The sequence below is a fragment of the Roseibium sediminis genome (assembly GCF_008711325.1).
Lineage (GTDB): Bacteria > Pseudomonadota > Alphaproteobacteria > Rhizobiales > Stappiaceae > Roseibium > Roseibium sediminis.
Window position 1 is genome coordinate 250,560 of the sequence record NZ_VXDB01000002.1, and the last position, 19,428, is coordinate 269,987.

Below are 19,428 nucleotides of genomic sequence, written 5' to 3' on the forward strand. Positions count from 1 at the left end.
ACCTGTCGGTAACCCGCCAGATGCCAACAGTTGAAACTGGCCAACTCGCGATTCGATTGAAGTTCACATGACCCAGCCGTGTAAAACCGGGTTCCGCGCGCTGATTTGCGCCCTGCTTTTAATACCCGCGAGCTGGGTCGCTCCAGCGGCCGCGGCAACGAATGTGCGTGTCGTGGACGGCGACACACTGGTTATCGGCGGTCAGACCTTCCGTCTTGAGGGCATCGATGCTCCGGAGCTCGGTCAAAAATGCGTGAGTGCCAATGGCAATACGGTTCGCTGCGGCGCGGCTTCCAGAAAATATCTGGAACGCCTTGTCTCCAGGAAAACCATCACCTGTTCCGGAGATACACGCGATGCCTATGACCGCGTGATCGCGACCTGTTTCGCCGCCAGTTTGAACCTCAATTCCGAAATGGTTCTGCGTGGGCAGGCCTTCGCCTTTCGAAAATACTCAAAGCGCTACATCCGCGAGGAAACCCAGGCACGCAGCGCCAAAGCCGGGCTTTGGGCCGGACGGGCGGAAATGCCTTGGGACTTCAGGGCCCGAAAATGGGAAGTGGCCGATCAGGGGGCTCCGGCGGGATGCCCAATCAAGGGTAACATCTCCGATCGTGGCAAAATCTATCATCCGCCTTGGTCACCTGCCTATTCCCGCACCCGCATCAATGTGGCGAAAGGCGAACGCTGGTTCTGCTCGGAGCGCGAAGCCCGGGAGGCGGGCTGGAGACCTGCTGCAGGCTCATAAAACAGATCATGCGGATTAACCGCTATCCGCATCAATCAAAACGATAGAAACTCCACATACAACCCTGACACGGTTAACACGGTTCCCACAGGTCATTTATAGTTCCGGTCAGGCGCACGAAGTTTCCGGAAAAAGTTCCGGAAGCATTGGCCCTGCTTGTTCGGCTGATGTGCTGAAATGGTAGGCGCGACGACGCATGGGGCGGGTGGTGAATGCCGGCAGGCACGAAAAGGCAACTTTCTCCCGCACTACGCGAGAAAGATGAAAGCCCAGACGAGAACCCGGTTGTAAGCGAGCTGGATATTATCCGGTTGGCCTGCGGCTTTCCCTCACCGTCCATCAGGAAAGCCACGACCCGGTTTGTTCGACAGGAACAGTTCCGCAACTTCTTCTCCGGCAACATCCATATGCAAATGCTGGGATTTCCGGGCCTGCTTGCCACCTACATGATCATTCATCCGTTTTCAAACGGCACGCAGGTGGCGTGGTTTTTCCTTACTGCGATGGAATTTGTCGTTCAGTTCCTGCTTCTGATCGCTTTTGGAAACGCGGAGAAGCGGCGTCGCTATTCCCGCCGCCGCATTTACGGCGTCTATTTCCTGATGGCGATCTGGATTTCCGTTGCAGTGGGCTTGATGCCAATGATTGCCGACCAGACCGCCCATGGGGAATCCCAACGGCTGGTCCTCTATTTCATCTTTCTATTGTGGGTGTTTTTCGTCACGTGGTGGTGCGCGTTCTTTCCGATCATGAGCCTTGTCGCAGTGACCATCATGATGTCCCTGTATCTGATAACGTCGCAAAATTCCGACATAGTGGGGCGGATCGAGTGGACCATTCCCTGTATCTACATGCTTTTCGTCATCTTTTTCTGGCGACAATGGCGCGTGTTCGTGGACAGCACGCTGCTGCGCGACGAGATCAGGAGATCGCGGGACAATGTCTCCCTCGCCCTTGCAGAATTTGAGATAGCTGCGGAAGACTGGCTGTTCGAAACCGACCCGGACGGTCGTATCAACACCGTGCCAGACCGGATGCGCGAGGCTGCAGCTCCAATCATCATCATCGAAAACCAGACCCGGCTTTCAGACCTTTTTGAGGAAGCCACCGGCGCGTCCTACAATCTGATGACGTCTTATCGCGTCCGCCTGCCCATCCGCGATCTGGTGGTGCAACTGAAACCCGCCACGGACGAGCGGTACTGGAAACTTCGCGGTCGCCCCTTCCACGACGAGGACGAGGGGTTCAGGGGGTACCGGTTCATCGCTACCGATTTTACCGAAACCCATGCGCTCCAGATCTCTTCGGCAGAGCGGGAAAGACACGATGCCATTGTGCGAATGACCGCCATCATCGCCCATGACTTCAACAACTACCTCGCCACCATTGTCGGCTCGCTGGATGTTCTGGAAATCCGGGACAACCTCTCCCCGGCAGGAAATGCAGCTCTTCAAAATGCCCGAAAGGGTGCGATGCGGGCGGCCCAGGTAACCCATGACCTTCTGTCCTTCACCAATGATCACAAGCCGCTGGCGGCCCGGCAGATCAACTGCCTGAAATCCATTGAAGATGTCTCGCAGGATATCCTGAGTGCCCACGGCCTCGCTCTCATTTTCAAGATCTCCGTCGACGCTGACCTTCATGTGCTCGCCGATCCGGTGACGTTTCAGCGGGCCCTTCGCAATCTGATGGAAAACGCGGCAAAGGCCATGAGTTTCAATGGCCTGATCAAGGTGCGCGCGGAAATGATTGACGATGGCAAGATCGCAATTTCGATCCGCGATCACGGCCCGGGAATCCCCGACGACATGCTAGACAAGGTCTTTGAGCCGTTCTTCACCACACGCAGATCCGAAGGGGGAACCGGTCTCGGGCTTGCCATGGTGAAGGCCTTTGCCCGCAAGTCCGAAGGTCATGTGAAACTGGAAAATGCCCATCCCGGCCTGAAGGCGACACTGGTTTTACCCGCGGCACTGGCCTTGCAGGACTTTGCTCCGGAAGCCGATGAAACCCGCCACCAGCCGCGATCCTATAACGGTCGGAAAGCCTTGCTTCTGGAAGACAACAAGGAGCTGGAGGCGACCATGAGAGAGATCCTTGCCGATCTCGGATTTCAGGTGACCTCTGCCGACAGTCTGGACGCCTTGAAAAACCGGACGCGGCTGGATGGCCGACTGGATCTGATTGTAAGTGATATCGTGCTGACCGACGGGCATTCCTTTAGTGCCGTGGAAGATATACGCCGCTCACGCGAGAAGCCGCCCGCGGTGATTTACGTTTCAGGCTACTCCAAGGTGCAGCCGCCCGAAGGCACCGAAATCCTGCTCAAACCCTTCTCCATGAACGACCTTTCCGCCCGCATCCATGCTGTTCTGGGTGCCGAGGCGTGAACGGCTAGCACCCAAGCTGCAGCTTGATCTTGCACGACCAAAGCAGGTAGCCTCAGCCACCTTCCCGTTTTGCGATTGGTCATTGCTTGCGCCCGTCATCTTCTCCGCTTCTTCTCGCCGTTGGCGGCCTGATTTCCCTTGCAGCCGCCATGGGAATTGGCCGCTTTGTCTACACACCGATCCTGCCTTTCATGCTGGATGGCACGAGACTTTCCGCCGACGATGCAGGTCTTGTCGCCTCGGCGAATTTCCTCGGCTATCTTGTCGGGGCTCTGGCCGGGTCCATGCGGGGGCTCCCCGGCAGCCCGAGAGGCTGGTTCCTCACAGCCCTTCTGGCCAGCGCGATCAGTTCGGTGATGATGGGGTTTGGCGAGAGTTTGGGCGGATTTCTTGCCCTTCGGTTCATCGGCGGCTTTGCCAGCGCCTTTGTGCTGGTGTTTTCCTCCGCCCTTGTTCTGGACCGGCTCAGGGACGCGGGAAGGCCGGATCTTTCCGCCGTCCATTTTGCAGGGGTCGGCTGCGGAATTGCCTTTTCGGCGATCCTGATTGCAGCGCTCGGCCATCTCGGAGCCAACTGGCAGGAGCTTTGGTATGCTTCCGGAGCGGCAACGCTGTTGCTCTTTGGCCTTGCAGCGCTCTTGGTTCCCGCGACATCGCCTGCGCCAGCACCAGCCGCCGCATTGCCTGGGCAGGAGGCGCGAACCTCACCGTTTGACGCCCCCCTCTTTCGCCTGATCGCCGCCTATGGCCTGTTCGGGTTCGGATACGTCATCACCGCAACTTTTGTGTCCGCACTTGCCCGCTCCACCCCGGCCTTGCAGGCAAGCGAGCCCTATGTATGGCTGGTGGTGGGGCTTGCAGCCGCGCCGTCGATCTTTGTCTGGAACCGTGTGTCCGTGGCCATCGGCTCCCGCAAGGCATTCAGCCTTGCCTGTGTCGCGGAAGCCTTCGGTGTCAGCCTGACAGTTCTCAGCCAGAAACCGCTTCTCTTTGTTCTGGGGGCTGGACTATTGGGGGCAACATTCATGGGCATTACAGCCCTTGGGCTTATGGAAGCCCGCGCCCATGCAGGGCGTCAGGGGCACGCCAATCCGAGACAGATCCTTGCAATCATGACGGCTAGTTTCGGGCTTGGCCAAATGGCGGGGCCGTGGTTTGCCGGAGAGCTGCATGCCCTTACCGGTTCGTTCCAGACCCCGACCCTGTGCGCTGCAGCCGCGCTGCTTGTGGCGGCTGCGCTTGTTTACAGGTGATCAGCTATACAGGTGATCAGCCAGCTCACGCGTGGGCAAATTCCCAATACAGCTCGCGCGCCTTTTCCGCGACCGGGCCGGGCTGGAGGCTGCGCTCTTCAATTCGGTTGACCGGCGAGACCTTGTTGTAGTTCCCGGTCGAGAAGATTTCGTCCGCTTCCAGGAAATCCTTGTAGGCCAAGGTCCGTTCATGCACCGGAACGCCCGCCCGGCGCAGCAGATGAATCACCCGCTGGCGCGTCAGACCATTCAGGAACGTTCCGTTCGGGGTTGGTGTATGGACTTCGCCATCCTTTGCCATGAAAAGATTTGCGGAGGTCAGTTCGGCGACATTGCCCAGCATGTCCAGCACCACGGCGTTGTCAAAACCGCGGCCCTTCGCTTCTACCATTGCCCGCGCGTTGTTGGGATAAAGACAACCGGCCTTGGCGTTGACGGGCATGCATTCCATGGTCGGACGGCGGAATGGCGACAAGGTGATCGAGGCCGCAGCACCTTTCGGGGCCATCGGCGCATCGAAAAGGCACAGGCAGAACTGCGTGCTGTTGGCATCCGGCGCAATCACACCGGGTCCATCGCCTTCCGCCCAATACATCGGCTTGATGTAGATCTGCTTGTCGGGAGAGAATTTCGAAACGCCCTCCTTCGTCAGCTCCATCATCTTGCCAACCTCAAACGTTGCCTTCATGCCAAGCGCCGCTGCGGAATCGTTCACGCGCTGGCAGTGAAGATCAAGGTCCGGCATCACGCCTTCGAAATAGCGGGCACCGTCAAACACGCTGGACCCGAGCCAGGACGCATGGGTGCGAGGCCCCATGATCGGCGGGTTGCCCGCATGCCATTCGCCTTCATACCAGGTCCAGGTTTCGCTCCAGGAACTCATGATCGTTTCTTCCCCAAAATCGCATTCTCGGCCCAGGCCTGTATCTGCCTGCGCACTCTTCGTCTTTAGTGGAAAGAACGACACCCGCTCAGCAAGGTCAATACTTTCGCCGTCATTTGGTTCTTTTGGAATGAATAATCCCGCTGAGCCCGGTTTGTCGAAATAAATGGAATCAAAACCCCACCCACTCCGTCACTTTTTTCTCGCATTCCGGCGCTGGAATGATCGACAGAATTTACACGATGTACACGTTAGCGCGGTTTTCACAGCGGGCGGCGATTGACACCGCGAATTTCGTGTTCCTACTATGTTCTCACAAAATCAATATAGGGCTTTCGTGATGGAACAGCGACTCAGCATGGTCACCCTGTCGGTACAGGATGTTGCGGAAACCCGCCGATTTTTCGAGCAGGGCCTCGGTTGGAAGGCGAACAACTTCGAGAGCGATGACATCGTCTTCTTCCAGACTGGCGGAAGCGTTCTGGCCATCTATTCGCGTCAAGCGCTTGAACGGGATCTCGGACAGGCCGCCACCCAATCCCTCGGTGCGATGACGATCGCCTGGAACGCCCGCACTGAAAGCGAGGTGGACGAGGTCTTCTCCCAAGCCATGCGGGCCGGGGCGATCTCGGTTTCACGACCAGCCAGAGCCTTTTGGGGAGGCTATTCCTCCCATGTCGAGATTCCCGGCGGACACCTTCTGGAGATCGCCTACAATCCCTTCTGGTCCATCGACGATGCTGGCAATGTGACGATCCCCGAAGGAACGTGACCGTTCTTCCGCAACGACCTTTTACCGCAGTGCACACTTACGCGGTTTGTACGGCTTGACGATTGTCGGGGCGTCTGGTCATGTGAGCGCCGTTTGGTGCCCAAATGGCTGGAGTCTCGCATGTCGCACGCTGCTTATGTTTTTGATGCATATGGAACTTTGTTCGATGTTCATGCGGCGGTGCGCAAAAACTCCGAAAAGCTCGGCCCGGATGCACAGCGCCTCTCCTCGCTCTGGCGGGAAAAGCAGCTGGAATATTCCTGGGTGCGCGCACTCATGGGGCAATACAAGGACTTCTGGCAGCTGACGGAAGACGCGCTGGACACGGCCTTTGCGCTGGTCCCCAGCGCCGACAAGTCCATGCGCGAGGAGTTGCTCAACGCCTACTGGACGCTGGACTGCTATCCGGAAGTTCCAGAAGTGCTGACCCAGCTGAAGGCAACCGGCGCAAAGCTCGCGATCCTCTCCAACGGTTCGCCTGCCATGCTGGACGCTGCCGTTAAGGCCGCCGGCATCGCAGAGCTGCTGGACGACGTCTTTTCCGTCGACAGCCTCAAGACCTTCAAGACCGACCCGAAGGTCTATGAAGAGGTCACTTTCTCCTACCGGATCTACCCGGACGCGGTCTCCTTCCAGTCGTCGAACCGCTGGGATGTTGCGGGCGCAAAGAAATTCGGCTTCCGCACCGTATGGATGAACCGCACCGGCATGCCCGATGAATACGCGGACCTTTCTCCAGCCGCGACCCTCAACGACCTTACGGGCCTTCCGGCGCTCGGATAACTCTCTCCTCCCGAGAGATCGCCGCCCCTCGCCCGCCGCTGCGCGTCGACCTCTCCCCATGGGAGAGGTGAAACGGCATCGCGCTCAAACGGAATTGGGTTGACGATTCTGAGAGCTGCCCTCTTGCGCCGTCCTGCACGTGATGCGGGACCTGTTTCAGCAGTCATTGGCAGTCGCAGTAGATCCCGGCTCGCACTGCGCTTGGCCGGGACGGCGGCAGGGGCGGACATTCGATTTGTGATCAACGACCGATGCGCTCCCTCTCCCCGGTCCGGACTCCCCCAAGGGGGAGGGGATTGAAAGATCGCGCACAGCCTCATCCGTCATCCCGGCCAAGCGAAGCGCGAGCCGGGATCGGAGAGCCCCCAATGTCCATGTAAGATACCGGGTTCACCGACCCCGGATCTCCGCTGCGCTTCGTCCGGGGTGACGATGGAGAGATGCTGCTACACCTCCCTCTCCCACCGGGAGAGGGCTGGGGTGAGGGGCCGAGATGCCACTGCCCTCCCGAGAGATCGCCTCCCCTCACCCGCCGCTGCGCGTCGACCTCTCCCCTTGGGAGAGGTGAAATGGCATCGTGCTCATCTCGAAAGAAGTTGCAGGGAGCCTTTACTCTGCAGCTTCCTGAAACGGCTTGCCTTTTTCAATGACATGCGTGGTGTAGACGACAACCGGCGCGGAGCCGGTGTTGGTCATGCCGCCGTGGACCTTTCCTTCCGGAAAATGAACCGTCATGCCTTCGGTGAACATGATGGCCTTGCCATTGGGCGCGGTCATTTCTCCGCCGTCGACCACCACCAGATGCTCATCCCCGTGATGGGTGTGGAGCGGAATGCGCGCGCCCGGAGCAATCTCCAGCCGGGAGACGACAACCTCGATCGACGGATCGCGGGTCAGGTCCGCACGGTTGAGGATGGTACGGGTCACGCCGTCTTGCGCAAGCGCCTGCAATCCACCCGACAAGACCAATGCCGCAAGACCCAAAGCGCCAAAAGCCAAAGCCCTACTTGAAAATACCTTTCCGAGCACAGTCATTTCCTCCCCTGCTGCGCACGTTCAACGCGTGCACAGTGAGAATACAACAAGTTACCAGCAAGTCTTCTGATTCCTCACCAAACGGAGGCTTTTAATCTGGCTCTTCGGCGAAATGTCCCTTCACCAGTTTCAGAACTGGATCGGCAATGTCTCGCCCGTGGACAGACGGCAGGAGCCGACGCCGCCGCCGGAAAAACCCGATCCGGGGCTCGCAAGGGTCAGGCGGCATTCCATTGACCGGGCGTGGCTCATCAATATGCCACGTGCTGTAGATGTCGACTCGCTCTTGGCATTTTCAAACAGGGCAAGATCCCCGAACTTTTTCTTGTCTATGTTCCAGTTAAGACCGACGCCCAGATTGTCTGAGACGGCCTTTTCAATAACCAGCTTGCCCTGAAAAAGCTCGCCGTTTTTCATCTTCGCTGTTGCCATGGCGCTGTCCTCCAGGAACTCCTCGCGGATATCGAAGGTAACGCGCTCGGCGGCATAGCCGTTGAGGGCGGTGAGCTGGCCGCTGCCGGTCGTTGTCTGGGTACAGGCGGCCAGCATAAGGGCGCAAGCAGCCGCGCCGGTGAGTGTCGTTTTCATGTTTCCGTTTTCCAGTGGGAGTAAGGAATGACCTCCCCCGGCCGGGATGTGGGTCTCCGGCCGGGAAGATGGTCCGCCTGATCAGAATGCGTAGGAGACACCCAGCATCAGGCGATGGTTTGCAGCGGTGCGCTCGATCTGGCTTCCACCGAACATGTCCTTTTCGTTGAGGATGCCGGTTGCCGAATAATCCGCACGAATGCGCCAGTTTTCAGAGACAGCCACTTCGACACCGCCGCCGAACATCAGGCCGACCCCGACCGAGGAATGCGTCTTTCCATTGGCCTTGGTGGAATGTTCGGTTGCCGCCAGACCGGCGGAGAGATACGGCATGAAAGTTTCGAACGGCAGACCGACGCGGGCGCGCAGACTGCCTGACCACTTGCTGCCGGCCTTCACCGACCCGACGCCAGCCAGGTTCTTCTTGCTCTGACCGCCGAGATAGGTTGCCCCCGCCTCGACACCCAGCACAACGCGGGAAACCTGCCAGTTGTAACCGCCGAACAGGCCAAAGGCGGCATCTGTGCGAGACGCGGTGCTCTTGGCGCCGGTTGCCTTCAGTTCCGTCAGGGTTTGCGAACCGCCGACTTCCGCACCGAAATACGCCCCTTCCCAGATGGAGCCGCGCGAGGGCAGGGTTGGCGTGACGAATTCATCATAAACCGGCAGGTCGGCAGCCTTGGCTCCAACAACGAGCCCGCCGAGCACGGTGCACATGACAAGCGGGCGCAGCCAGAAATTCCGGTGCGCAGCCACCCGGCCAGCCGCTCCACGGCCCGCGGACAGGCGGTGGTACGGGAATACGGGCTTCAGGCCTGCATGCTTCATTTGATCAATCTGCATTGGATATCCCAATCACTCTTGCTTCAATCTTGCCTCTTCGAATAAATTATCGTGAGACAATAATTTTCTAATTTGCTAGTTTTATTTTTTTGTCAATCGCTATATTTTTTTCTTGTACCATTCCCATCTTGGGGCTAAACACCCCACACTCGCCAAAGTCTGCCCGAAGGAGAGCGATATGAGCCCGGCTGAAGCTGCTGTGAAATCACGCTCGGAACGAGCGGCGCGTCTGACCCGTATTCGGCGGGTGTCGCGGCTCATGAAATGGTTCGTGACCCTGTTCATGATGCTCTTGCTGGCGACGCTGGTCCTGACGATTGCAGCGGTCTATTCACCTGAAAGCTTTGATGCTGCTGGAGAAATCATTGAGCTTGGCGATTTCGAACGTCGCCTTGGAGACATTCCGCTTGAGCAAAGAATGCTTACCATGGGCCTGCTCGGCCTGGCCTTCGGCATCCTGTTCGTCATTTGCTGGCAAGTCCGGCGGTTGTTCGAGTTTCTGCGTCAGGGAGACTTCTTTTCTCCACGCACCCTGTCGTGTTTCGTTGCCATCGGCCTTTGGCTGATTGCCTTCGGGATCCTCGAAATCCTGATCGATCCGATTGCGTCCTACCTGCTGACACTGGACATGCCGGACGGACAACGCGTATTCGACATCAGCCTTGATGGCGGGGAACTGTTTTTCGGCATTGTCGGCGGGCTGATGATCGTCTTTGGCTGGACCTTGCGGGAGGCCGCAGCCATCGCCGAAGAGAACCGGCAGTTCGTGTAGGGCGCAAGGAAGACAGGAGAAACCGATGGATTTGCCCCTCTCACAAGACACCGCAGTGCGCTTGCAGCGACTCAGCAGGCTTGCCTGTATCCTCAAGTGGGTTACGACGGCTTGCATCGCAATCATGGTTGTCGCCGCAGCTGGTCTTGCCCTCGCGCTGGTCTTTCCCGATTTCGACTACTTGGCGCCCGAGACGTCCGTCTATCTGGAGGATTATGAGCGCGCCTATGCTGATATCCCGCTTCTGCAGAGGATCGGTCTGCTAGGGCTTGCTCTTGGGTTCTTCGGCTTTCTGAGCGCCCTTGCCTGGAACATGCGTGCACTGTTCAAGCAATTCGAATCCTTGCGCTTTTTTGAGCAGGAAACCCTGCACCGTATCTTCCTGATTGGCAGCTACCTGATCGCGTTTGCAGTGTTCGACTTTGTCGAGGACCCCATTTCCTCTGTTCTGACCACGCTCGATTTGCCTGAAGACCAAAGGATCGTTGAAGTTTCCACGGACGGAGCCGAACTGTTTGTTCTGATCTTCGGCGGCCTCATTCTCGTGTTTGGCTGGATCATGCGCGAGGCGGCGTTGATCGATGAGGAGAACCGGCACTTTGTCTGAATTCATCGCTTGTCCGCCCGGTTGCCCGGAGGTGCCCCATGCCCATCATCATTGAGCTGGATGTCATGCTGGCCCGGCGCAAGATGCGCTCCAAGGAGCTGGCCGAACGCATCGGAATCACCGAGCAGAATGTCTCGCTGCTGAAATCCGGCAAGGTAAAGGGCGTGCGGTTCGAGACTCTGGAAAAAATCTGCGAAGTCCTGAACTGCCAACCCGGCGACATTCTCATCTATGAACCGGAAGATGGCGCCGAAAGCTGACTGTTCTCTGGAACAAGGCGCGCGTCACCCCCTTGCGCCGTCCCGCACCCGATGCGGGACCTGTTTCAGTACTCATCGACAGTCGCAGCAGATCCCGGCGCGCGCTGCGCTTGGCCGGGACGGCATGTGGAGAGAATTCGTCGTCCTCCTCGGCCCTGTGCCGAGGATCTATCCAAGGCTGATGTTCCGTAGATGGTCGGGACAGGCCCGACCAAGACGAAGATTGTAGTTGGCGTCGCCGACTGCCTGCGCCCCTACTCCGCGGCCTGCTTCGGCTCATAGCCCAGCGCTGCGTTCAGCTTGCCGATGAGATCGACGGCGGCTTCGGCGATGACGGTGCCGGGGGGGAAGATGGCGGAGGCGCCAGCGGCCAGGAGTTCGTCGTAATCCTGCGGCGGAACAACACCGCCGACCACGATCATGATGTCCCCTCGTCCCTCATCCGCCAGAGCCTTTTTCAAGGCCGGAACGAGGGTCAGGTGTCCTGCGGCGAGCGATGACACGCCAACGACGTGAACGTCGTTTTCCACGGCCTGACGGGCAGCTTCTTCCGGGGTCTGGAACAGCGGGCCGATATCCACGTCAAAGCCGAGATCGGCAAAGGCGGAGGCGATGACCTTCTGGCCACGGTCGTGGCCGTCCTGCCCCATCTTGGCAACGAGGATACGCGGACGGCGTCCGTCGTTTTCCTCGAACTCTTCGACGAGCGACTGGATCTTGTCGAGCGTTCCGCCCATGGCACCTGCCTCCCTCTTGTAGACACCAGAGATGGACTTGATCTCGGCGCGGTGGCGGTCGAAGACCTTTTCCATGGCCATGGAGATCTCGCCCACGGTGGCCTTGGCGCGGGCGGCCTGAACCGACAGGTCCAGGAGGTTGCCTTCGCCAGTTTGCGCGCATTTGGTAAGCGCCTCAAGGGCGGCTTGAGTTTCGGCCTCGTTGCGCTCGGCGCGCAGGCGTTCCAGCTTTTCGATCTGGCGCGCCCGGACTTCCGCATTGTCCACTTTCAGGACATCGATCGGCTTTTCAAAGTCGGGCTTGTACTTGTTGACGCCGACCACGGTCTGCGCGCCGCTGTCGATGCGGGCCTGCGTCTTTGCGGCCGCTTCCTCGATGCGCAGTTTCGGAATGCCCTTCTCGATGGCCTTGGCCATGCCGCCAAGCTCTTCCACTTCGCGAATATGCGCCATGGCCTTGGCGGCGAGATCGGCGGTCAGCTTTTCGACATAGAAAGACCCGCCCCACGGGTCGATGACCTTCGTGGTGCCGCTTTCCTGCTGCAGGAACAACTGGGTGTTGCGGGCAATGCGGGCGGAGAAATCCGTCGGCAGCGCCAGCGCCTCGTCCAGCGCGTTGGTGTGCAGCGACTGGGTATGGCCCTGCGTTGCGGCCATGGCCTCAACACAGGTGCGCACCACGTTATTGAAGACATCCTGCGCGGTCAGAGACCAGCCGGACGTCTGGGAGTGGGTGCGCAGCGACAGGGATTTCGGGTTTTTGGGCGCGAAATTCTCGCGCATCAGGGTCGACCAGATGAGACGCGCGGCACGAAGCTTGGCGACTTCCATGAAGAAGTTCATGCCAATCGCCCAGAAGAAGGACAGGCGCGGCGCAAAGGCGTCGATATCCATGCCTGCAGCAACCCCGGCGCGGGCATATTCAATCCCGTCGGCAATGGTATAGGCCAGCTCCAGATCCGCCGTCGCACCGGCTTCCTGCATGTGGTAGCCGGAAATGGAAATGGAGTTGAAGCGTGGCATGTTTTGCGAAGTGTACGAGAAGATATCGGAGATGATCTTCATCGATTGCTTCGGTGGGTAGATGTAGGTGTTGCGGACCATGAACTCCTTCAAAATGTCATTTTGAATGGTGCCCGAGAGGTCTTTCTGGGCAACGCCCTGCTCTTCTGCTGCCACGATATAAAGCGCAAGAACCGGCAGCACAGCGCCGTTCATGGTCATGGAAACGCTCATCTTGTCCAGCGGGATGCCGGAAAAGAGCGTGCGCATATCATAGATGGAGTCGATGGCCACACCGGCCATGCCGACATCGCCGGAAACGCGCGGATGATCGCTGTCATAGCCGCGATGGGTGGCGAGGTCGAAGGCAACCGACAGGCCCTTTTGCCCGGCGGCCAGATTGCGCCGATAGAAGGCGTTGGATTCTTCTGCTGTCGAGAAGCCGGCATACTGGCGCACGGTCCAGGGCTGCTGGACATACATGGTGGGATACGGCCCACGCATGAAGGGAGCAAGACCCGGCCAGGTGTCGAGGTGTTTCAGGCCGGCAATATCGTCGGCGGTGATCACTGGCGCAACATCGATGCCTTCCGGCGTTGTCCAGGTGCCGGCGTCCTTCGGGGTGGCAGCCTTGCCAAGAGCGTCCTTGAAGGCAATGGTCGAAAAATCGGGGATCCGGCTCATGACTTGGCCTCCAGCTTCACAACATTGTCTTCCGCAGTCTTCGCGATCCCCAGACGCTCATGCGCCTCGCCAAGCAGCGACAGGAGATTTCCGCCAGCATAAAGATAGGTGTCAACGCCTGCGCCCGTGAGAGCCGCTTCCAGCTCTCCCGGCTTTCCTGCAAGGTAAAGATGGCTGGCGCCAGCCGCCTTCAGCGCCTTTGCGGCAGCTTCGGCCTGATCGGCATACACACGATCTGACGAGACGATACAGGCCATGCGCGCGCCGCTTGCCTTGAAGGCGGCAACAAGGTCGTCCAGCGAGGCGACAACATCCCCGCCCCGGGCCTCAATGCCGCCTGCGGCGAAGGCATTGCGGGTCCAGGTCGCTCTTGCGGTAAACTCCGACAGGGAGCCGAGGCAGGCGAGGAAGATGCCGGGCAGTTGCCCAGTCTTCAGTTTCGCAAGCTCTGCCTGCTCACGCAGGATTTCAAACGGCACAGCCTCCCGCTGGGCATGGATGCGTTCCATGGTGCCAGCCGGTGCGCTGCCGGGTCCGCCGATGGTGATCAGCTCGCAAATGTCCGCACCGTCGAGATAGGCCGCGATCTTGGCCTTCAGGAAACTTCCGTCGGATGGCTTGGGGAGCTCCCGACGTGCTGCGCTCAGTTGAACGTCAAGCGCCTTGTTTTCCAGAACCGAGACAGGCTTTTCGAAAAGGTCAGGAAACTCGCTGACACCTGTGATCGGACGCAGACGACGGGCGATCTTTTCGCCGCGCGCTGCTGCTGTCGCGGCGATGCGGTTCTGCACGATACCCTTGGTCAGGGCCTTGAACAGCCCCCCTTCCTTCTCGATGTCCTGCAGCATGCTCCAGGCGGCCTCGACCAGCTGCTCCGTCCGTGCCTCAATGGCACCGGAACCCGCGGAAGGATCGGCCACCATGTGCAGGTTGCTTTCCTCGATCAGGATGGACTGTGTGTTGCGCGACAAACGGCGGGCGAAGCTGTCCGGCAGGCCGATGCTGCCGGTGAACGGCAGGACGGCCACCGTATCCGCCCCGCCAATACCGGCTGAGAAGGCAGCGACCGTGTTGCGCAGCAAATTGACCCAGGGATCGTTCGTGGTCAGCATCCGGTAGGAAGACTGCATGTGCAGTCGCATGGGTGTTTGGTCCAGACCACATCCATCCAGAATGGCAGCCCAAAGCCGGCGAGCTGCGCGGGCCTTGGCAATGGTCCCGATCTGGTCGGCATCTGCAGTCAGGGTGAAACCGATACGGTTCTGAGGGGCAGTATGATTAGGCAGACCAGCCTCGAGCAACCGCAGATACTCGATTGCAGCGGCCATCACGCAAGCGAGTTCCTCTGCCTGGCTCGCACCTGCGTTGTGCCAGGTCCGTCCATCCGGCTCCAAAACATGCGCCCTGCAGCCGATTTCATCCAGAGCGGCAACCGCATCACAGATCCGGGCGCTCACCATCTCGCGGTCAAACCAGTATTCGCCGCGCTGCGCGTTCCAGCCAAGAGGATCCCAACCGGCGTTCAGGGAAACCGTTTTGGGATCCAGACCGGTTTTCGAGAGGTGGGCAGCAAACATGGCCAGCATGGGCGCCCACTCGTGCCCGGCAGCGATGCGCAGCGTCACGAGATCCAGAAGCACGCCATCCAGCAACTGGCCAAGATCGGCAACCGTGTTGACCCGAATGCCATTGCCGTCTGAAATCGTCGAGCTGGCAAATACAAGCTCCAGACCACCAGCACCGCCATTGAGGTCTTCAAGGATCTGTGCATTGGCATCGCGGACTGAGGGAAGATCCACACGCTGGACGATCGTCCAGGGAACCCCTGCACCACGTCCCGCCTGCGGAGCTGCATCTCCACGACGCTTATATATAGGCTCGATCGAGAAGCCGTCTTCCGACCGGCCCGTCAGTCTGGAGCGGTCTGCGCCTTTCAGGGCGGCATCAACGGCGGTCCACCAGTCCTCTTCCCGTGCTTCAAGAAAAGAATCGGGTATCGTCACAAAAGGGCAATCAGTCATGCGCGTCTCCAGTTGCCCTGTTTTAGTCTTGATGCTGAAAAAAAGGCAACTCAGCCGTTGGGATAGCACGCCCCATGCGACTACACATCACGGCTTTCTGCCAATTATTGGTTGCAGGCAAAATAGATCGGGACAATACGGCGCCAATTACGTCAGTTTGACACCATGACGAATCGGGTTTTCCGGCAAATCATTCACTACAATCAAAGATTGCATTAACGAAAATTAACTACGAAAAATTGTTGTTATTCTTTGTTTACTTAGCCTTATCGATGGTTTTTACAACTTGATACTTGCTGCTCATTACAAGAGATTGTCTTCACGTTGGCTTTTTTATTAACCCGACTTTTTACGACAAATTTCTGGCGTAAAATGCCAATTTCCCGGAATTTCCCTATTGGTACGATCGTCAATTGTATTGTACTTTCTCAGTGCTGCCGCATGGGAAGAATGCCCCCATACTAGCAGGAGGCTTGCAGAGCCTCGTCTACTCAACGGAAGGAGACGCTGAAATCTGCTAAATCCCATCGGCGGGCCGCCGAAATAAGTGCAAAAATGCACAGCGAGCGGGCCGGACAAAAAAGCGATCGATGAAAAAAGATTGCAAAACAATGGATGTGCACAATGCTTGACCAATCTGAACTGAAGAACAAACTCCGCGCTATTTCCGAGGCGAATGCCGCTCACCACGTGTTGGACATTCTTGAGTCCAATCTGCGCCGTATGGGTGCGACCCACGTGCTGATCACCGGCCTTCCGATGCCGAACCGGCCGATCGACAGCCTCGTTCATCGCTTCCGCTGGCCAGACCAGCGCAATGATGGCATCGAGAGCACTTCGCTTTCTGCCAATGACAGCGCCCTCATGCTGGGCCTTGCTTCCAACCGCGCCATGGTCTGGACCATTTCCGCTGGCGACATGGAGCATTCCGACCTTCTGGCAGCAGCCGGTGAAGGCAACCAGGTCGTGATCGTTCCGGTCACCGAACTGCACCCCTTCCAGGCATTCGTATATGCCAGCGGCCCGTCCATTCAGGCGAACAAGTGGGAGCTGGCAGGTCTTGAAGTCCTGTCCAACGCTGCCTTCGCCCGTCTTCGTGACCTTGGTGTGGTTTCCGGCCAGCGTCCGGGCGCCCTCTCTACTCGCGAGCGCAAGGTTCTCGAACTGACCGCTTTCGGCAAGACTGCCGGTGAAATCGCCGACCTGCTGGATATTTCCCAGCGCACGGTTCACGCCCACCTGCAAAATGCCAGCGTCAAACTGAACGCCTCCAACAAGACACACACTGTTGTCGAGGCTCTGCGGTACGGTCAGATACGTGTCTGACTGAACCCCTTCAAGAAATGAAACTAACAGGCGCCTGACTTCCACCAGCAGGCGCCTTTTTTCATGCCAAAATCAGCGTTTCAAATAGAAAATGCCCGCCAAAAGGCGGGCATTTCTGTTGTCAACGAGCTGTCAGGCTCAGTAGGTCATCATCGGCGGCAGTTCTTTTGCCTGCTCGACCCACTTGATCACCTGGCTTTCGCTCGGCACCTGACGGACGAGTTTCTTTTCCTCGTTCACCTCGACCATCTTGGCAGCGAGGTTTTCCGGCTTGCGGTGCTTGAGTTCCTTGACTGTGTCCACACCGGCAGCTTCCAGAAGCTCGGAATATTCTTCACCGACGCCCTTGATGCGCATCAGGTCAGCCATATTCGCCCATTTCAGGATGCGCTTGTCATCAATGCCGGTTTCCTCGGCCAGAGCCTTGCGACCCTTCGGGTCCTTGGCACGCTCCAGATAAGCATCCGTGGTCTTGATGCCGACAGCCTGAAGCTTCTCAGCGTAAGTCGGACCGATTCCTTCAATCTCAATGATCGAATATGCCATCAGCCAATGTCTCCTTCCAACCGAACCTCTTGAACCCTGGGGTAATCAAATGATCTGGCTCAGGCCCGGGATATTCGAAATCACATCGTTTACGACGTCGTCCCCGGCCTTTTCCTTAGCATAAGATACGAGTTCTTTTGTAACTGTTTGTACTTCTCCCATGGAAAGACCTGACGATGTCAGCTCTCCAAGCGCTGCCATGGCGCCGCCGCTGCCACCCATCATGCCGCCGAGCGCACCCAGAATGCCGCCGCCACCGCCGCCGCTTACTGCACGTTCGGCAATCAGTTCCGATGCTCCCGGCAAAGCTGCCAGAACCTGCTGCATCTGGTTGGACGGGCCATCCTTGTTGAGAAAGTCAAGGATGATCGCGATTGCCTTCTTGGCGAGATCGGCATCGATTCCCGCTGCCCCTGCAATGCGATTGATCAGTTCTTCCATAAGTCACTCCCATAGCCTTCCCGAAAGGAAAGCGATTCACCAAAATTCCCGCACACCTTCGCTATAAGGCAGACGAAGTTCATCGTCGACCGTGACAATACGATTGCGGAATGCTTTCTTTGGGGCAATCAGTAATTGGATTCGCTTGGAGGAAAAAACGCGGTGAGCAAGGATACGGGTATATTTGTCGGAGCCGCTCCGCAGGACATTTTCCTGAACCTCAAGCTGGCCAACCGGCATGGCCTGATTGCAGGCGCGACAGGAACCGGGAAAACGGTCTCTTTGCAGATCCTTGCGGAAGGGTTTTCAAACGCGGGCGTCCCGGTCTTTTGCGCCGACATCAAGGGCGACCTGTCCGGCATCGCGATGAAGGGGGTCGAGAAGGACTTTCTGGAAAAGCGCGCCAAGGACATCGGGTTTGCGGACGAATTTTCCTACACGTCCTTTCCCGCGACCTTCTGGGACCTGCTCGGCGAACAGGGACACCCGATCCGCACCACGATCTCCGAGGTCGGTCCGCTTCTGCTCGCGCGATTGCTGGAGTTGAACGACACGCAGGAAGGCGTCCTGAACATCGTGTTCGAGCTTGCAGATGACGAAGGTCTCCTGCTTCTGGACCTCAAGGACCTGCGCTCCATGCTTGCCCATGTCTCGGACCGGGCAGACGAGCTATCCAAGCACTATGGCAACGTGTCCAAGGCCTCGGTCGGGGCCATCCAGCGCCGGCTGCTGGTTCTGGAACGGCAGGGCGGCGAAAACTTCTTCGGCGAACCGGCGCTGAACATCCGCGACTTCCTGCGCACCGGCCCGGACGGCCGGGGCATGATCAATGTGCTGGCCGCCGACAAGCTGATGACGGCGCCGCGCCTTTATTCGGTCTTCCTTCTCTGGCTTTTGTCAGAGCTGTTTGAGGAGCTGCCCGAGGTTGGTGATCCGGAAAAGCCGAAGCTCGTCTTCTTTTTCGATGAGGCACATCTCCTGTTCAACGATGCGCCCAAGGCCCTGGTTGAAAAGGTGGAACAGGTCGTTCGCCTGATCCGCTCCAAGGGGGTTGGCGTGTATTTCGTCACCCAGAACCCGCTCGACATTCCCGAAACGGTCCTCTCCCAGCTTGGCAACCGGGTACAGCATGCCCTTCGCGCCTTCACACCGCGTGACCAGCGGGCTGTTCGCGCAGCAGCCGAAACCTTCCGCCCCAATCCGGACCTCGACACGGATCGGGTGATCATGGAACTGGGCGTTGGCGAGGCGCTGGTTTCAACGCTGGAAGGCAAGGGCATTCCGTCCGTTGTGCAGCGAACCCTCATCCGTCCCCCCTCCTCCCGCCTTGGCCCGGTGACCGATGCCGAACGGCGCGAGATCATTCAGGCGAGCCCGTCCTTCGGGGTCTATGAGCGCGTTCGCGACCGGGAATCGGCCTATGAGGTGCTTCTGCAGCGTGCCGAGGAAGCGCAGCGGCAGGAGGAACGCCAACGGGCTGCCGAGGAAGAGGAATGGGACCGCGCAGGCGAACCCCGTCGCACCCGTTCGGGCTTCCAGTTGCCGGATTTTGGCCGCGATGACCGCCCGACGCGCAAGAGCACACAGCGCCGGACCCAGCGCCGCAGTTCCCGCGATAACGCCATGGAAGCCGGCCTGAAATCCGCGGCCCGCAGCATCGGCAATTCGCTTGGTCGCGCTCTGGTTCGCGGCTTGCTCGGATCGCTAAAACGCGGCTTCTAGAAACACCCTGTGGTA

The 19,428-nt window shown here is 58.6% G+C and carries 18 protein-coding genes; 10 read left to right on the top strand and 8 right to left on the bottom strand.

Annotation, left to right across the window (positions count from 1 at the left end; all coding sequences use genetic code 11):
• Positions 1–67: 67 nt before the first annotated feature.
• The 3 genes from F0155_RS03120 to F0155_RS03130 all read left to right on the top strand — a co-directional run bounded on the left by F0155_RS03120 (position 68) and on the right by F0155_RS03130 (position 4,391).
• Positions 68–748 (top strand): thermonuclease family protein, encoded by a 681-nt coding sequence (locus F0155_RS03120; RefSeq protein WP_150523010.1) that lies wholly within the window; start codon positions 68–70, stop codon positions 746–748.
• A gap of 212 nt (positions 749–960) precedes the next feature.
• A complete protein-coding gene (locus F0155_RS03125) occupies positions 961–3,138 on the top strand; it encodes a hybrid sensor histidine kinase/response regulator (RefSeq protein ID WP_150523011.1) in 2,178 nt (725 codons plus the stop codon).
• An 86-nt stretch (positions 3,139–3,224) separates the two neighbouring features.
• Complete coding sequence (locus tag F0155_RS03130) at positions 3,225–4,391, top strand: YbfB/YjiJ family MFS transporter (RefSeq protein ID WP_208999098.1); 1,167 nt, start codon at positions 3,225–3,227, stop codon at positions 4,389–4,391.
• Between the two features lie 25 nt (positions 4,392–4,416).
• Here the strand turns inward: F0155_RS03130 and F0155_RS03135 are convergent, their stop codons facing one another.
• Entirely contained in the window at positions 4,417–5,274 is an 858-nt protein-coding gene (locus tag F0155_RS03135; protein ID WP_150523012.1) for a branched-chain amino acid aminotransferase, read from the bottom strand.
• Between the two features lie 340 nt (positions 5,275–5,614).
• Here F0155_RS03135 and F0155_RS03140 point away from each other — a divergent pair, with 340 nt between their 5' ends.
• A complete protein-coding gene (locus F0155_RS03140) occupies positions 5,615–6,046 on the top strand; it encodes a VOC family protein (RefSeq protein WP_150523013.1) in 432 nt (143 codons plus the stop codon).
• A gap of 120 nt (positions 6,047–6,166) precedes the next feature.
• Complete coding sequence (locus F0155_RS03145; RefSeq protein WP_150523014.1) at positions 6,167–6,829, top strand: haloacid dehalogenase type II; 663 nt, start codon at positions 6,167–6,169, stop codon at positions 6,827–6,829.
• A 609-nt stretch (positions 6,830–7,438) separates the two neighbouring features.
• Here F0155_RS03145 and F0155_RS03150 read toward each other — a convergent pair.
• The 3 genes from F0155_RS03150 to F0155_RS03160 form a co-directional block, all read right to left on the bottom strand.
• A complete protein-coding gene (locus F0155_RS03150; protein ID WP_150523015.1) occupies positions 7,439–7,864 on the bottom strand; it encodes a cupin domain-containing protein in 426 nt (141 codons plus the stop codon).
• Positions 7,865–7,993: 129 nt separating this feature from the next.
• Positions 7,994–8,452, bottom strand: coding sequence for a hypothetical protein (locus F0155_RS03155; RefSeq protein ID WP_150523016.1), 459 nt, complete (start codon positions 8,450–8,452; stop codon positions 7,994–7,996).
• A gap of 81 nt (positions 8,453–8,533) precedes the next feature.
• On the bottom strand, positions 8,534–9,295 hold the full coding sequence (locus tag F0155_RS03160) for an outer membrane protein (RefSeq protein WP_150523017.1): 762 nt from the start codon (positions 9,293–9,295) through the stop codon (positions 8,534–8,536).
• 178 nt (positions 9,296–9,473) lie between these two features.
• Between F0155_RS03160 and F0155_RS03165 the strand changes: the two genes are divergently transcribed.
• From F0155_RS03165 to F0155_RS03175, 3 genes are read left to right on the top strand one after another with little or no spacing between them, the layout of a single operon-like run.
• Positions 9,474–10,067: a DUF2975 domain-containing protein gene (locus tag F0155_RS03165; RefSeq protein WP_150523018.1), complete on the top strand. Its 594-nt coding sequence runs from the start codon at positions 9,474–9,476 to the stop codon at positions 10,065–10,067.
• A 25-nt stretch (positions 10,068–10,092) separates the two neighbouring features.
• A complete protein-coding gene (locus tag F0155_RS03170; protein ID WP_150523019.1) occupies positions 10,093–10,674 on the top strand; it encodes a DUF2975 domain-containing protein in 582 nt (193 codons plus the stop codon).
• Positions 10,675–10,712: 38 nt separating this feature from the next.
• Positions 10,713–10,934, top strand: coding sequence for a helix-turn-helix domain-containing protein (locus tag F0155_RS03175; protein WP_150523020.1), 222 nt, complete (start codon positions 10,713–10,715; stop codon positions 10,932–10,934).
• Positions 10,935–11,188: 254 nt separating this feature from the next.
• On the opposite strand, the gene scpA is transcribed toward F0155_RS03175, so the two are convergent.
• Both scpA and F0155_RS03185 read right to left on the bottom strand, forming a co-directional pair.
• Positions 11,189–13,357 (bottom strand): methylmalonyl-CoA mutase, encoded by a 2,169-nt coding sequence (gene scpA, locus F0155_RS03180; RefSeq protein WP_150523021.1) that lies wholly within the window; start codon positions 13,355–13,357, stop codon positions 11,189–11,191.
• On the bottom strand, positions 13,354–15,378 hold the full coding sequence (locus F0155_RS03185) for a methylmalonyl-CoA mutase family protein (RefSeq protein WP_150523022.1): 2,025 nt from the start codon (positions 15,376–15,378) through the stop codon (positions 13,354–13,356). Before F0155_RS03185 ends, scpA begins: the two co-directional genes overlap by 4 nt.
• 624 nt (positions 15,379–16,002) lie before the next feature.
• Between F0155_RS03185 and F0155_RS23870 the strand changes: the two genes are divergently transcribed.
• Positions 16,003–16,704 carry a helix-turn-helix transcriptional regulator gene (locus tag F0155_RS23870; protein ID WP_150523023.1) on the top strand — a complete coding sequence of 234 codons (702 nt, stop codon included), beginning with the start codon at positions 16,003–16,005 and terminating at the stop codon, positions 16,702–16,704.
• A 138-nt stretch (positions 16,705–16,842) separates the two neighbouring features.
• On the opposite strand, the gene F0155_RS03195 is transcribed toward F0155_RS23870, so the two are convergent.
• On the bottom strand, positions 16,843–17,250 hold the full coding sequence (locus F0155_RS03195) for a DUF4332 domain-containing protein (protein ID WP_150523024.1): 408 nt from the start codon (positions 17,248–17,250) through the stop codon (positions 16,843–16,845).
• A 45-nt stretch (positions 17,251–17,295) separates the two neighbouring features.
• Entirely contained in the window at positions 17,296–17,691 is a 396-nt protein-coding gene (locus F0155_RS03200; protein ID WP_150523025.1) for a DUF2267 domain-containing protein, read from the bottom strand.
• Positions 17,692–17,853: 162 nt separating this feature from the next.
• Between F0155_RS03200 and F0155_RS03205 the strand changes: the two genes are divergently transcribed.
• On the top strand, positions 17,854–19,413 hold the full coding sequence (locus F0155_RS03205; protein ID WP_150523026.1) for a helicase HerA-like domain-containing protein: 1,560 nt from the start codon (positions 17,854–17,856) through the stop codon (positions 19,411–19,413).
• Positions 19,414–19,428 lie beyond the last annotated feature (15 nt).